Here is a 12,434-nt window from a genome sequence, read left to right on the forward strand (position 1 = left end):
CGCGGGCGCTTGAGAAGCGCGCGCCCTAATCCGCGTCCTGGTTATCCGATTCGATGCCCCATCTGGCCAGCGCCGCGTCGTCGGTGACGCGGGCATCGACCCAGCGCTCGCCTTCTTCGGTCTTCTCTTTCTTCCAGAACGGCGCCTGGGTCTTCAGGTAGTCCATCACGAACTCGCACGACGCGAAAGCCTCGCCCCGATGTGCGGCGGTGGTCGCCACCAGCACGATCTGGTCGAGCGGATAAAGCTTGCCGACCCGATGCACGATCAGCACCTCGATCCCCGGCCAGCGCTCGCGCGCGCTCACGACGATCGCTTCCAGCGACTTCTCCGTCATGCCCGGATAGTGTTCGAGCTCCATTGTTTCGACCGCGCTGCCGTCGTTCAGATCACGCACGGTGCCGACAAAACAGGCAACCGCGCCGATCTTCGGATTGCGCGCGCGTAACGCGGCAACCTCGGCGGTGAGGTCGAAATCTTCCGTCTGGACGCGAACGGGCATCTCTGGCTCCTGTGCGGGTTAGTGCGGCTCAGCGCGGCTTAACCGGTTGGCGTGCTTTAGCGCGGCTTTTTGCGGCCGTCGGGGCGGCTCACCCGCCAGTGACGGGCGGAAAGAACGCGACTTCGCAATCTTCGGTGATGCGCGTGCCAGCATCGGTCATCACGTGGTTGCAGGCCATGCGCAGCGCGCGGCCTTCGGCGAGGGTATCGGCCCAGACGCCGCCGCGCACGCGCAACCAGGCGCGCACGTCGCCGACGGTCGCGATGCCGTCGGGCAAATCGACCGTTTCGTCGGCGGTTTCAAGCGCTTCGCGCACGCTTGCAAAATATCGGAGTTGAATCTTCATCGGGAAGCTGCCGGCTGTTGCCGGCCTCAGTTCAGCAATTCGGAAAAGGGGATGAAACGCACGGTCTCGCCGACGCTGATTGCGTGGTTCGGCGGATTGTCGATCAGGCCGTCGCCCCATACGGTCGATGTCAGTACAGCGGAGCTCTGATTGGGAAACAGATCGAGGCCGCCGGCCGCATTGACGCGCGCGCGCAGGAATTCGTTGCGGCGGTCGGCCTTGTTCTGCGTGAAATCCGCGCGCAGCGACAGCGCGCGCGGCGCCACCGTCTGCATGCCGGCCAGACGCAGGACGAACGGACGCACGAACAGTAGAAATGTCACGAAACTGGAAACAGGGTTGCCCGGCAGGCCGATGAAAAAGGTTTCGTCTGATGCAGCCGCATCTGCCTGCTGAGCGGCGCGGCGCACTGCGCCGAACGCGAGCGGCTTACCCGGTTTCATCGCGATCTGCCACATCGACAGGCGCCCTTCGGCCTCGACCGCCGGCTTGACGTGATCTTCCTCGCCGACCGACACGCCGCCGCAAGTCAGGATCAGATCGTGTGCCTGCGCGGCTTCGCGCAGTGTTGTTCGGGTGGCGTCAAGCTTATCGGGGACGATGCCGTAGTCGGTGACGTCGCAGCCTAATTTTTCCAGCAGCCCGCGCAGCGTGAAACGGTTCGAGTTGTAGATCGCGCCCGGTTTCAGCGGTTCGCCAGGCATGGTCAGTTCGTCGCCGGTGAAGAACACGGCAACCTTTGCGCGGCGGCGCACCTGGAGTTCGGCGCAACCGACCGAGGCGGCGAGCCCCAATGCTTGCGGCGTCAGCCGCGTGCCCGCGGGAAGAATGATCGAGCCGCTACGGATGTCCGCGCCTTGGCCCGTGATCCATTCGCCGGATGCCGGGCTGTGGAGGATTGTGACTTCGTTGCCGGCGGCCTCGGTTTGCTCCTGCATCACGATGGCGTCGGCGCCCGGCGGCACCGTGGCGCCGGTGAAGATGCGGGCGGCCGTGCCTCGCTCTAACGGCTCGGGCGCGTGACCGGCTGGAATGCGTTGCGAGACCGGCAGGCGGCGGTTGCCATCGGTTGTCAGATCTTCAGTGCGGATCGCGTAGCCGTCCATTGAACTGGTGTTCATGGGAGGGACGTCCAGCGGCGAAACGACGTCTGCCGATAGCACCCGGTTGAGCGCGTCTAGTGTGGGGATCGATTCCGTTCCGGTGATCGGGGTCGCCGCGCTGAGCAGAGTCGTCAACGCTTCGGCGGTGGAGAGCATCGGAGCGCGGGGCGTTGGGGTGGACATCTTTGGGTCTCGAAGCCGCAGGTTAAAAGAATATTGTAGCGGTCGATCGTGGTGGCCGGTGGCGGCCTGGCGTTATGGTGGTTTTTTTGCCTTTGGCGGTGGTGGGGTTTTTGCCTTTGGCGGTGGTGGGGTTTTTGCCTTTGGCGGTGGTGTTCTTTTGTGCGCCTGTGGCGTTGGACTTTTCCAGTATGCGTACCGCGCTCTTCTTTGCGGCAGGCGAACAAAAACAGCTGCCCGCCCCGCACAGGGGCGACGCCAATCATCCAATATCAATTCATGGAAAGGCCAAAACCCTTTTCAATCCTCATCATCCGTCCAGGGAATATCCACATCGGAAATAAAAGCCACCGTTGCAAACGGCCCCCCATCCTGACGCCCGATCTTTCCATCTGCCCGCTGCCATTCGACCCTGAACACCGTGCCCGGATCATCAGCAATCAATCGCACAGTTCGAACTTCATCCGGATCGGCCTCCTCGACCGGGCCGTCGAGCGAAACCTGCAATTCCTGTGGCCACAGCCCGTCGGTGGGATCGTAAATCTTGTCGCCGTCCGGAATCAGCGTGAAGGCCTCCACGCCGATCGTCGCCGACGCATCGACGATCATCTTGCCCAACGCGCGCAGCAACGCCGTCGCCCGAGCCGAGTTGGCCTGGCGAATTGCAAGATCCCCGCGCGTCAGCGCCTGCTCAAGTTTTGGGTTTGTTTTTTGTTGCGCCATTCGATGTCCTGAGTCCTATCGCTCTGTTGTGAACGGCACGCCCATTCAGCGCGTACCGCTCTCCATTTTTCGGGCTGAATCCTACCACTGGTATGGGCCGCGGCAACGCGAGCCACGCACTGGAGGCCGTCCAGCCCGCTCCGTCCCCACAGTTTAGGACGTGATTCGCCGTCCGGCAGAGAGATTTGCTGTTCAATGCAATCAATGCGTCTGGCCGCACTTTCGAGCCGGCTTCGGCGCCGCAGCATCCGAAGGTTTCGCGCCGCCAATCTCTGCAATCAAATGGTCGCGGAACGCCTTCACCGACGGCGGCAACGCCCGTCCGGCCATCGTCTGCACCTGGATGCTGTGCTGACGCATCTGCGGGTGCGTCAGCGGTATCGCGACGAAGCCGTCGTCGGCGTGCTCGCAGCACGCGCCGAACGAGCATCTGCTCGGGCCGGTGGTACGCGAGGGTCTGCAGATCATGGCGGGACTGTTCCGGGATCTCGGCGAGAACTCACCGCGCGCAAGCGCAACCGCGTCAAGGCGCCGGATTAGGCTGCAGCTCATGCAGCTTGTCGATGTCCGCTAGCGCTTCCGGCGAGAGTTTCACCTCGACGCTGGCGATGTTTTCCTTCAGCTGATCGAGCGACGTGGCGCCAATCAGATTGCTGGTCAAAAACGGCCGGCTGTTGACGAAGGCCAGCGCGAACTGCGCGGGCGACAACCCGTGACGCTTCGCCAGTTCCACGTAGCGCGTGGTTGCCTGAACCGCTTGCGGCTTGCTGTAGCGTTGAAAGCGCTCGAACAGCGAAATGCGGGCGCCTGCCGGACGCGCACCGCCTTCATACTTGCCCGACAACCAGCCGAAGGCCAGCGGCGAATACGCCAGCAAGCCGATGTTGTCGCGATGCGCGTACTCGGACAGACCCACTTCGTACGTGCGGTTCAACAGACTATACGGATTCTGGATGCTAACGATGCGCGGCAAGCCGAGGTTTTCCGCGGCGCGCAGAAACTGCGCCATACCCCACGGCGTTTCGTTCGACACGCCGATATGGCGGATCTTGCCCGCCTTGACGAATTCGGCGAGCACCGACAGCGTTTCTTCGATCGGCACCGTGTACGCGTCGTCGACCCACGGATAGGCGGGACGGCCGAACGTCATCGTGCTGCGATCCGGCCAGTGCAACTGGTACAGATCGACATAGTCCGTTTGCAGGCGCTTCAGACTATCGTTCAACGCTTCGGTCAGATTCTTGCGGTCGAACTGGTTGCCCTCGCCGCGAATATGGCGCGGATTGTGCGGTTGGCGCGCCGGGCCGGCGATCTTGGTGGCCAGCACGATCTTCTCGCGTGCGCTGCGATGCTGCGCGATCCATGACCCGATATAGCGTTCGGTCGAGCCTTGCGTCTCGGGACGCGGCGGCACCGGGTACATTTCCGCGGCGTCGATCAGATTGACGCCGTGGTCGAGCGCGTAATCGATCTGTGCGTGCGCTTCCTGCTCGGTGTTCTGCTCGCCCCATGTCATGGTGCCCAGACCGATCAGGCTAACCTTCACATCCGAGTCGCCGAGTCTGCGGTATTCCATCGAACCTGTCCTGTTGTGTGTAAACGGAAAGCGCTGACGTTACCATGCCGGCGCAATGCCTGCAGCGCGGCTAAAATGCTGCTTTAGCAGGCGCTCGCACCAGCGCGCTCAATGAATTTTCCGTCACCCCGTCTGCGATGAATCCCGAACACCTCGAACTCCTGGTCACGCGCGTGATGCCTTACGGAAAATACAAGGGCCGGCTGATCGCAGACCTGCCCGGTCACTATCTGAACTGGTTTGCGAGCCAGGGCTTTCCGCCGGGCGAAATCGGCCGCCTGCTGGCTTTGATGCACGAGATCGATCACAACGGCTTGTCGTCGCTGATCGAGCCTTTGCGCAAGCGCTGACTATTTCGCGAGACGAGGCTTGCCGAGCCCGCGTTCCCTGGGCAGGCAACCCATGGCGCGCAGATGCACGAGCAAGCGGTCTACTGCCTCGTCGATCGACACCCGATCGGTTTCGATCATGACATCGGGGTCGAGCGGCACATCGAACGGCCCCGAAATACCGGTGAAATGGGGAATCTCGCCGCGCCGTGCACGCGCGTAGAGGCCTTTGACATCGCGCGCTTCGCACACCGTCAGCGGCGCCTTCACGAATACTTCGACGAACCCGCCGCCAACGATCTCGCGAGCCATGCGCCGATGCTGATGCTCCGGCGAGATCACCGCGGCAATCGCAATGAAACCCTGTTGCATGACCAGCGCCGCGACGTGCGCGACCCGCCGCAGATTCTCGGCGCGGTCTTCGGGTGTGAAGCCGAGGCCGGCGGTCAGGCCGCGTCGCAGCACGTCGCCGTCGAGCACGATCGAAGCATGCCCGGCTTGTTTCAGACGCTGGTGCAACGCGTCGGCCAAGGTCGATTTACCGGCGCCGGACAAACCGGTCATCCATATGACGGCCCCGCGGATAGCGCTCATGACTTCTGCTCCGTGCCCGCAGCCGCCGCGTCGGCATCTGCCAGAGGTGCACGCTGCTGCGCGCCGACGCTGTCAGCCGGCGCCAACTCCGGTCCCAGGCCGTCGAACAAGGGTTGCAACAACACCTGCCGCGGCTGCCAGCGCTGCACCGACGTCTTGTAGAGCGGGCGGCGCACCTGCGCCGCGCTTGCCGTGTTCACCTGCCGCGTGGTCTGGTGAAACGATAGGCAGCGCGCGTCCCAGTCGAGTCCGCAATGCGCGAGCAAACGCCGGACATTGCCTTCGAGATCTTCGACCAGCTCTTCGTATTTGATTTGGATCATCGTACCCTCGGGCAACGCGCGTTGCCAATGTGCCATCAGCGCGTCGTACGCGCGATAGTAGCGACCCAGCTCACCGAGATCGTAACTGAACGGCACGTCGTGAAAAATTCGCGAAAAGATCGACAGGCAGCTTTGCAACGGCGAGCGGCTGCTATGAATGAAGCGCGCATTCGGCAACGCCAGATGAATCAGCCCGACGTTGATGAAATTGAACGGATACTTGTCGGTGAAGTGCGTGTAACCCGGCGCTCCGCTTGGTATTTCCGGCAGCGACATGCGCATGCGGCGCAAATAGTCGGCGCCGAGCGCGCGCAATTGCGTTGCACCGACGCCCTGCAATGCTTCGATATCGATGCGCAACGGGTCGTCTACATGGTGGCCGATGCAATTCACCAGTGCCTCGCCGAACTCCGTGCGCTCACCCGCGCCGAAAACGTGCGGATGACTCGCGAGAATCTGTTCGATCAGGGTCGAACCGGAGCGCGGCATCCCGACGATAAAAATCGGTGCAGCCGACGGGTCGCCCAGACCGCGTTTGGCCGCCAGCTCCTCTGACGTCAGTACCTCAGGCAAATGGGCGAACAGACTGAGCGACGCGGCTTCGTCATAACGCACGCCGGTGCGATGCAATGCGTTGGCCTTCAGGAAGTGATCGAACGACGCATCGTTGCGGCCCACATCGGACAGCGCCTGGCCATACGCGAAGTGCATCTCCGCCTGATCGACGAGTGTGAGCGAAGCGGCAACGCCGGCGAGTTGCTCGAGCGCGACGAACACCGGATCGTCGGCGGTAAGGCGCTTGGACTGAACGAAGTTGCGGTAATACAGCGGCACCTGCGGGGCCGCCTCGATCGCGCGGCGATAGGCTTCGTGCGACTCGTCGAAACGACCGAGTGCCTGCAGACAGTTGCCCATGTTGTTGTACGAGCCGTCGGCTTTCGGATTGAGCCGGACCGCTTCGCGATAGGCGTCTACCGCCTGCTCGAGCCGATGCATCTGCTCGAGCGACCAGCCGAGGCCGTGGTGCAAATCGGCGTTCCGCGGATCGAACATGGTTGCTTCATGATAGCGGACGACGGCTTCGGAAAAATGGTTCAGCGCGGCGAGCGTCGCGGCGAGGCGTTCAAGGACGACGGCGTCGACCGGATCGAGCACACGCGCTGCTTCGAAACACTGGAGTGCGGCCTCAAGTTCGCCGCGAGCGGCGCAGGCGTCGCCTTCGGCACGCCATTCTGATGCGGTCGCAGGCTGTGGATCGTGCTTCATTGACGGCCAGGTTCTTTTCAGGCTTCGCACCGGGCGGCCCGGCAATGTGGCATGCGCTCTTCTTCGTCCAGCGTCAGCACAAGCATCGGTCTCGATTCAAAGGGAAATTGTCTGACGGGAAACTATCAGGCGCGCCTTACAGTTATGCTTCGAAAATTTAACGAACTATTACACCGCCATGATTCCGTCATGATTCGGAAGACCGTCGCAATGCGCGGCCGCTATGGCGTCGGATCGCCACGGCGGTGTCAGGCAGGCGCGATGGCGCATCCGCCCCGTAATTTGCGGACACAAATCCTGCTGAACTCCCGGGCACGCCGTTTTTCTCATTCTCATACGTGGGAGAAAATCGTGAGCAGGCTCATTGCATCAGTCGCGATGTTGGCCGTGGCGGCAGGTCTCGCCGGCTGCGTGGTTGCGCCGGGCTACGACTACACCTACGCGCAACCCTATTACCCCGGCTACGGTTATGCCTACGGGCCGGTGTATGGACCGGCTTACGGTACGGCCGACATCTGGGGCGGTTGGGGTGGTGGCCCGTGCTGTTATTACTACCATGGGCATGGCGGGTATTGGCACGGCGGCGGGTGGCATGGCGGAGGGTGGCACGGAGGCGGCTGGCACGGCGGTGGTGGCGGCTCCCACGGCAACGGCGGCGAATCGTGGAGCAGTGGCGGCAGCCATGGGGGGCATGGGCATTGACGCCGCTATGCGCAGCGCGAGCCGGGCTGCCACCCCAGCTTCGAGGCGAGCAGCCGAAGCAGCCCATAGTCAGCGCGGCTCTGCTTACGCCACGGTGGCGCTGGGTTTCAGGGCGTTCTCAAGGGTTGCCCGAAATAGCGCGACAGACTGTGCGCCGCTGATAATTTCGTCGCCAATCTTCACCGGCGGTACCGAGTTCACGCCACGCTCGATCGCCCGAGCTTCAAGCGCGCGCACTTCGTCTACACCCCTGTCCGACGCAAAAAATGCTTCGACCTTGTCTTTCTTGAAACCCGTCGCCACAGCGATCTCCGTCAACACGGCGACGTCTCCAATATCGCGGCCAGCGGAAAAATACGCATGGAAGATCGCCTCCACTAGCGCCGTTACATCATGCCTTTGCTGCAACACCCATACAAGCCGATGCGCGGCGAGCGTGTTCGGCGTGCGCTTCGCCAGCGCATGGTTGAATTCCAGCACCAGGGACAAATGAAATCGTATGTGACCTCGATATTCAGCGCATTCATCGACCTTCTCCAAAAGGGATTGTTTGCACAACAAACGATAGCGCGGCTACCGGCCGATCGGAATGGCAACGCGAGGCAACGTTCTTTTGCGTGGCATGCAATGAGATGGGGCGAACGGCGTAGTCTGCCCGGAACAACTCATCTCGCGCACGGAGCCGCTTTTCGCCGCTCGGCACACCACGAGTGAGCGCATTGTGAATGCTTCGCCGCGAGTGCCTGACCGGAAAGGTGAAGGTCCTCGATACGGAGCCCAGCGGTAGCGCTGCTGGAGATCGATACTTAGAAGCGGTGGGCCAATCCGGGTAATCCCCCAAGTCAAAAAACTGCCTGCAATTGCCGGGCGTCGGTTTGACCACAATTATTCATATGATAATTAATGGTTCTGATACATTGGGAACGATGACCGCGCTCGCCGCATGGCGCGCCCACCGCAAACCCGAAACTGTATGGGCCAAGGTTATGGACAAGCTATTGTCGCTTCGGGCGTTCGTGGAAGTCGCTGAGGCAGGCGGTTTTTCGAGTGCGGCACGACGCCTCGATCTGGCAACATCCTCGGTCATGCGCTCTGTCGATTCGCTTGAGAAGGAACTGGGCGCGGTACTCCTGAATCGGACCACCCGCCAGGTGACCTTATCCGACGCAGGGACCGCCTACTACGCCAAGGCGAAAAAGCTGCTCGAAGATCTGGCCGACGCCGATGCATCGGTTTCGGACAGAAGCGGCGAACCGTCAGGCCCACTGCGCGTGTCCGTGCCCGTCGCATTCGGATCCCGACGGATCGCACCGTCCCTCACGGTGTTCCTGCAAAAATATCCAAAGCTGGAGTTGGACGTCAAACTTAGCGATGCCTTTGTCGATCTGGTGAGCGAGCGCATAGACGTCGCTATTCGCCTTGGTGAGGTCGCTGCCATGGCCGACGTCGTCAGCAAGCGCGTCGGCATCTTCACTCGTTATCTTGTCGCGAGCAGCGAATATCTCGATCGGGCAGGCTATCCCGCGTCTCCTGACGAATTGATCGACCATGAATGCCTTCGATTCACCTACACGACAGAACCTCAAGTCTGGACGTTTTCGCGTGACAAGGAAGAAAAACGCGTGCCGGTGACGGGCAGACTCAAGGCGAACAGTTCCGAAGTGTTGCGCGAAGCGGCATTGGACGGTATGGGCATCGCGTTGCTTCCCGACTGGCTGGTGGCGTCGGATGTTCAGTCAGGCGCCCTCACCCGGCTGTTTGCCGAGTTCGAGGCGGGACCGAACGACGCACGGGCTGTCGTGAGCGCACTGTATCTGCCCAATCAGCGGGGGTCGCGAAGAGTCAATGCGTTTATCGATTTCGTGTCCGAACTGGCCGGCCGCCCTCAGTGACCGCTTACGCGGTGCATCATGACGATGACGCACGAAACCATGGCCGTGAGCTACTCGTCAGTTCTGCGTGCGGCCAGCGTACGTGGCTCGTGCCAGTTCGACAGTCTCGTCGCTCTTCCTTCGACGATCGCCCGCATCGGGCATGCTCGACAAGCGCGGCCGCAAGGCGCCTTCGCCTAGCCAGACCGGGGTAATCTTTGTATGATGCGTCCCAACATCCTGGGTACCGAACACACCATGCCGAGAAAAGTACGGACGGTCGGCGCAGCGTCGACGAGCGAGGTGCATGACATCGAGAAGGGCATCACGCGACGCCTTGCCCCCGAAGTGCGGGAGCGCCAGATCGTGCTGAAGGCCGTCGACCACTTCGCCACCCACGGATTCTCCGGCAGCACCCGCGAACTCGCGCGCCAACTCGGCGTGACTCAACCGCTTCTCTACCGCTACTTTCCGAGCAAGGAAGCCTTGATCGACCGTGTGTACGAAGAGGTCTATCAATGGGACACGCGTTGGGAAAGCCTGATCAAGGACCGCTCCGTGCCGATCCAGGAACGGATGGTCAGGTTCTACTCGTCGTACGCCAGCGTGATTCTGCGGCGCGAATGGATCCGGATTTTCATCTTCGCCGGGTTGACGCGCGAAGGCATCAACTCCAAATATCTGTCGCGGCTGCGCGAACGCGTGTTCCTGCCCGTCATGGCGGAAATCCGTTTGGCCTATGACCTCCCGGCATCGTCCAGCACGAAGCAGCGCGACATCGATCTGGAGCTGATCTGGAGCCTGCACGCCAGCATCTTCTATCTCGGCGTCCGGAAATGGATCTACGGGCTACCGGTCAGCGACAACGTCGAAGACCACATCGCACGCCAGGTCGACGCCTTCCTCAACGGCGTGCCTGACGCGCTCAAGCACGCAACGAAAGCGTCCAGCAAAGCCAAAGCCTGACGCCGGCTGGAATCACAGCCGACCGCTCGCTTCATCGCCCATCGCGCAGCCTCCTGTGCGTTTTTCAGGGTAAACACCGTCGTTACGCCGCTTTCTCCTGCCGACGCGTTCGCCTACAATTTATCCGTCGATCACTAATCGATCGATAAATAGCATGTCAGGAGTTCCTTATGCCCGTGTCAAAACTTGCGCACTACTCGATCCGCACCATGGACCTCGAGAAATCCTGTCGTTTCTACGAGCGGATTCTCGGTTTCAAGCGGGGCTACCGCCCGCCCTTCGATTTTCCCGGCGCGTGGCTTTACAAGGGCGGCGATGAGGCCGACTTCGGCACCGTCCACATCATTGGCGTCGATCCGGACAATCCCGCCGGACTCACCGCCTATCTCGGCGACAAGGCACTCCCCGCCAGCGGGACCGGCACGGTCGACCACATCGCATTTCTTGCGACGGGTGTCGAAGACATGTGGAAAACCTTGCAAGCCGAAGGCGTCGCCTGGCGCGATCGCACGGTGCCGAGCCTCGGCCTGCATCAGGTGTTCATCGAGGACCCGTCCGGCGTGACCATCGAACTGAATTTCCCCGCCGAAGAACTCACCGGTCTGGCCGAAGCACATCCGGCCATCGATCGGGCATCCATTGACGCAGGAGAGTAAGCATGGCCAATCCTTCGGCACGTTTAAAGGCGATCATCGCCGGTGGCTCGCTGGGTGGCCTGTTTGCGGCCAATCTGCTGGTCCGCAATGGCTGGGACGTCGACATTTTCGAGCGCGTTCCTGAAGAACTGGCCGGCCGCGGCGCCGGCATCGTCACCCATCCCGAGTTATTCGAGGCCATGACGGCCGCCGGAATCGCAATCGATGACTCGATCGGCGTCAAAGTGCAGTCGCGCGTGACCTTCGCGCAGAGCGGCGCGGTGTTGTCCGAGCGCGAACTGCCGCAGACCCTGACCGCGTGGGGCAAGATGTATCACGTGCTGCGCGCGGCGCTGCCCGAGGTCCACTACCATGCCGGCGGCACGGTCGTAGCCGTGGAAGACGGAGCCGATCAGGCAAGCGTGTCGCTCGGTGACGGCACGGTATTGCGCGCGGATCTCGTGATTGCGGCGGACGGTTTCAAGTCGGCGATTCGCGAGCGGTTCCTGCCTGACGTGAAGCTTCAGTATGCCGGCTATGTCGCATGGCGCGGCCTGGTCGACGAAACCTCGCTGTCGTTGGCAACGCGCGAGGCACTGTTCGACAAGTTTGCCTTCTGCCTGCCCCCGCGCGAACAGATTCTCGGCTATCCGGTTGCTGGCCAGGGCAACAGCACGACCCCGGGTGAACGCCGTTACAACTTCGTCTGGTACCGCGCGACAAGCGAAGACATCCAGTTGCCGAACCTGCTGACCGATGCATCCGGCAAGCGTTGGGTGGGTGGCATTCCGCCAACGCTGATTCGCCGCGAGGTGCTCGCCGACATGGAAGACGCGGCGCTCACGCTACTCGCGCCGCAATTCGGCGAAGTGGTGACCAAATCGACGCAACCGCTCTTTCAACCCATCTTCGATCTCGAAGTGCCGCACATGGCGTTCGGCCGGGTTGCCTTGCTGGGCGACGCGGCGTTCGTGGCGCGGCCGCACTGCGGCATGGGCGTCACCAAGGCGGCGAGCGACGCAATGGCGCTCGTCAGCGCGTTGAAGAGCCATGCAGACGTTCAGGACGCACTCGCGGAGTACAGCCGCGTGCGCACGCAAGTCGGCACGGCCATCGTCCAGCACGCACGCCATCTCGGCGCTTACATGCAGGCGCAATTGAAAAACGAGGTCGACCGTGAAATGGCCGAGCGCTATCGCACGCCCGATGCGGTGATGCGCGAGACCGCGGTACCTGCACGCTTTTAAGTGTTCGAAGCGTTCGTTGTGGCCGCGGCGGGTTCGACCAACTGTCGTGCTCATAACATGACCTCATCTGG

16 protein-coding genes are annotated in these 12,434 nt (G+C 62.0%); 7 read left to right on the plus strand and 9 right to left on the minus strand.

Annotated features, from left to right (window positions below):
- Positions 1-25: 25 nt before the first annotated feature.
- From moaE to AYM40_RS11530, 6 genes are all read right to left on the minus strand, one after another.
- Positions 26-502: a molybdopterin synthase catalytic subunit MoaE gene (gene moaE, locus AYM40_RS11505; protein ID WP_063496338.1), complete on the minus strand. Its 477-nt coding sequence runs from the start codon at positions 500-502 to the stop codon at positions 26-28.
- A gap of 88 nt (positions 503-590) precedes the next feature.
- Positions 591-848, minus strand: a complete 258-nt coding sequence (gene moaD, locus AYM40_RS11510; RefSeq protein WP_063496339.1) for a molybdopterin converting factor subunit 1 — start codon at positions 846-848, stop codon at positions 591-593.
- Positions 849-874: 26 nt separating this feature from the next.
- On the minus strand, positions 875-2,107 hold the full coding sequence (gene glp / locus AYM40_RS11515; RefSeq protein WP_063496340.1) for a gephyrin-like molybdotransferase Glp: 1,233 nt from the start codon (positions 2,105-2,107) through the stop codon (positions 875-877).
- Between the two features lie 324 nt (positions 2,108-2,431).
- A complete protein-coding gene (locus AYM40_RS11520; protein ID WP_063496341.1) occupies positions 2,432-2,854 on the minus strand; it encodes a hypothetical protein in 423 nt (140 codons plus the stop codon).
- Between the two features lie 201 nt (positions 2,855-3,055).
- On the minus strand, positions 3,056-3,322 hold the full coding sequence (locus AYM40_RS11525) for a hypothetical protein (RefSeq protein ID WP_063496342.1): 267 nt from the start codon (positions 3,320-3,322) through the stop codon (positions 3,056-3,058).
- 55 nt (positions 3,323-3,377) lie between these two features.
- Positions 3,378-4,430, minus strand: a complete 1,053-nt coding sequence (locus tag AYM40_RS11530; protein WP_063496343.1) for an NADP(H)-dependent aldo-keto reductase — start codon at positions 4,428-4,430, stop codon at positions 3,378-3,380.
- Positions 4,431-4,567: 137 nt separating this feature from the next.
- On the opposite strand from AYM40_RS11530, the gene AYM40_RS11535 reads away from it, so the two are divergent.
- The gene (locus AYM40_RS11535; protein WP_006048800.1) at positions 4,568-4,780 is read left to right on the plus strand and encodes a DUF3820 family protein; all 213 of its coding nucleotides are present in this window, start codon (positions 4,568-4,570) and stop codon (positions 4,778-4,780) included.
- Here the strand turns inward: AYM40_RS11535 and cysC are convergent, their stop codons facing one another.
- Positions 4,781-5,353 (minus strand): adenylyl-sulfate kinase, encoded by a 573-nt coding sequence (gene cysC / locus AYM40_RS11540; protein WP_063496344.1) that lies wholly within the window; start codon positions 5,351-5,353, stop codon positions 4,781-4,783. It lies immediately after the preceding gene.
- On the minus strand, positions 5,350-6,942 hold the full coding sequence (locus AYM40_RS11545; protein WP_063496345.1) for a tetratricopeptide repeat-containing sulfotransferase family protein: 1,593 nt from the start codon (positions 6,940-6,942) through the stop codon (positions 5,350-5,352). The genes cysC and AYM40_RS11545 overlap by 4 nt, the downstream gene beginning before the upstream one ends.
- Positions 6,943-7,293: 351 nt before the next feature.
- Between AYM40_RS11545 and AYM40_RS11550 the strand changes: the two genes are divergently transcribed.
- Complete coding sequence (locus AYM40_RS11550) at positions 7,294-7,644, plus strand: hypothetical protein (RefSeq protein WP_063497964.1); 351 nt, start codon at positions 7,294-7,296, stop codon at positions 7,642-7,644.
- A gap of 84 nt (positions 7,645-7,728) precedes the next feature.
- Here AYM40_RS11550 and AYM40_RS11555 read toward each other — a convergent pair whose 3' ends face one another.
- Entirely contained in the window at positions 7,729-8,124 is a 396-nt protein-coding gene (locus AYM40_RS11555) for a DsbA family protein (RefSeq protein ID WP_236720951.1), read from the minus strand.
- Between the two features lie 506 nt (positions 8,125-8,630).
- Between AYM40_RS11555 and AYM40_RS11560 the strand changes: the two genes are divergently transcribed.
- The 5 genes from AYM40_RS11560 (at position 8,631) to AYM40_RS11575 (ending at position 12,363) form a co-directional block, all read left to right on the plus strand.
- Complete coding sequence (locus tag AYM40_RS11560; RefSeq protein WP_063497965.1) at positions 8,631-9,536, plus strand: LysR family transcriptional regulator; 906 nt, start codon at positions 8,631-8,633, stop codon at positions 9,534-9,536.
- 18 nt (positions 9,537-9,554) lie between these two features.
- Positions 9,555-9,716: a hypothetical protein gene (locus AYM40_RS41375; RefSeq protein WP_158515275.1), complete on the plus strand. Its 162-nt coding sequence runs from the start codon at positions 9,555-9,557 to the stop codon at positions 9,714-9,716.
- Positions 9,717-9,773: 57 nt separating this feature from the next.
- On the plus strand, positions 9,774-10,481 hold the full coding sequence (locus AYM40_RS11565) for a TetR/AcrR family transcriptional regulator (protein ID WP_063497966.1): 708 nt from the start codon (positions 9,774-9,776) through the stop codon (positions 10,479-10,481).
- 170 nt (positions 10,482-10,651) lie between these two features.
- Entirely contained in the window at positions 10,652-11,137 is a 486-nt protein-coding gene (locus tag AYM40_RS11570; RefSeq protein WP_063496347.1) for a VOC family protein, read from the plus strand.
- A gap of 2 nt (positions 11,138-11,139) precedes the next feature.
- The gene (locus AYM40_RS11575) at positions 11,140-12,363 is read left to right on the plus strand and encodes an FAD binding domain-containing protein (RefSeq protein ID WP_063496348.1); all 1,224 of its coding nucleotides are present in this window, start codon (positions 11,140-11,142) and stop codon (positions 12,361-12,363) included.
- Positions 12,364-12,434: the final 71 nt, after the last annotated feature.

Source organism: Paraburkholderia phytofirmans OLGA172, from assembly GCF_001634365.1.
Lineage (GTDB): Bacteria > Pseudomonadota > Gammaproteobacteria > Burkholderiales > Burkholderiaceae > Paraburkholderia.

Excerpts from the sequence above, each read along its gene's own strand:
- moaE (WP_063496338.1), bottom strand. The coding sequence starts at position 502 with ATGCCCGTTCGCGTCCAGACGGAAGATTTCGACCTCACCGCCGAGGTT.
- moaD (WP_063496339.1), bottom strand. The coding sequence starts at position 848 with ATGAAGATTCAACTCCGATATTTTGCAAGCGTGCGCGAAGCGCTTGAA.
- glp (WP_063496340.1), bottom strand. The coding sequence starts at position 2,107 with ATGCTCTCCACCGCCGAAGCGTTGACGACTCTGCTCAGCGCGGCGACC.
- AYM40_RS11520 (WP_063496341.1), bottom strand. The coding sequence starts at position 2,854 with ATGGCGCAACAAAAAACAAACCCAAAACTTGAGCAGGCGCTGACGCGC.
- AYM40_RS11525 (WP_063496342.1), bottom strand. The coding sequence starts at position 3,322 with ATGATCTGCAGACCCTCGCGTACCACCGGCCCGAGCAGATGCTCGTTC.
- AYM40_RS11530 (WP_063496343.1), bottom strand. The coding sequence starts at position 4,430 with ATGGAATACCGCAGACTCGGCGACTCGGATGTGAAGGTTAGCCTGATC.
- AYM40_RS11535 (WP_006048800.1), top strand. The coding sequence starts at position 4,568 with ATGAATCCCGAACACCTCGAACTCCTGGTCACGCGCGTGATGCCTTAC.
- cysC (WP_063496344.1), bottom strand. The coding sequence starts at position 5,353 with ATGAGCGCTATCCGCGGGGCCGTCATATGGATGACCGGTTTGTCCGGC.
- AYM40_RS11545 (WP_063496345.1), bottom strand. The coding sequence starts at position 6,942 with ATGAAGCACGATCCACAGCCTGCGACCGCATCAGAATGGCGTGCCGAA.
- AYM40_RS11560 (WP_063497965.1), top strand. The coding sequence starts at position 8,631 with ATGGACAAGCTATTGTCGCTTCGGGCGTTCGTGGAAGTCGCTGAGGCA.
- AYM40_RS41375 (WP_158515275.1), top strand. The coding sequence starts at position 9,555 with ATGACGATGACGCACGAAACCATGGCCGTGAGCTACTCGTCAGTTCTG.
- AYM40_RS11565 (WP_063497966.1), top strand. The coding sequence starts at position 9,774 with ATGCCGAGAAAAGTACGGACGGTCGGCGCAGCGTCGACGAGCGAGGTG.
- AYM40_RS11570 (WP_063496347.1), top strand. The coding sequence starts at position 10,652 with ATGCCCGTGTCAAAACTTGCGCACTACTCGATCCGCACCATGGACCTC.
- AYM40_RS11575 (WP_063496348.1), top strand. The coding sequence starts at position 11,140 with ATGGCCAATCCTTCGGCACGTTTAAAGGCGATCATCGCCGGTGGCTCG.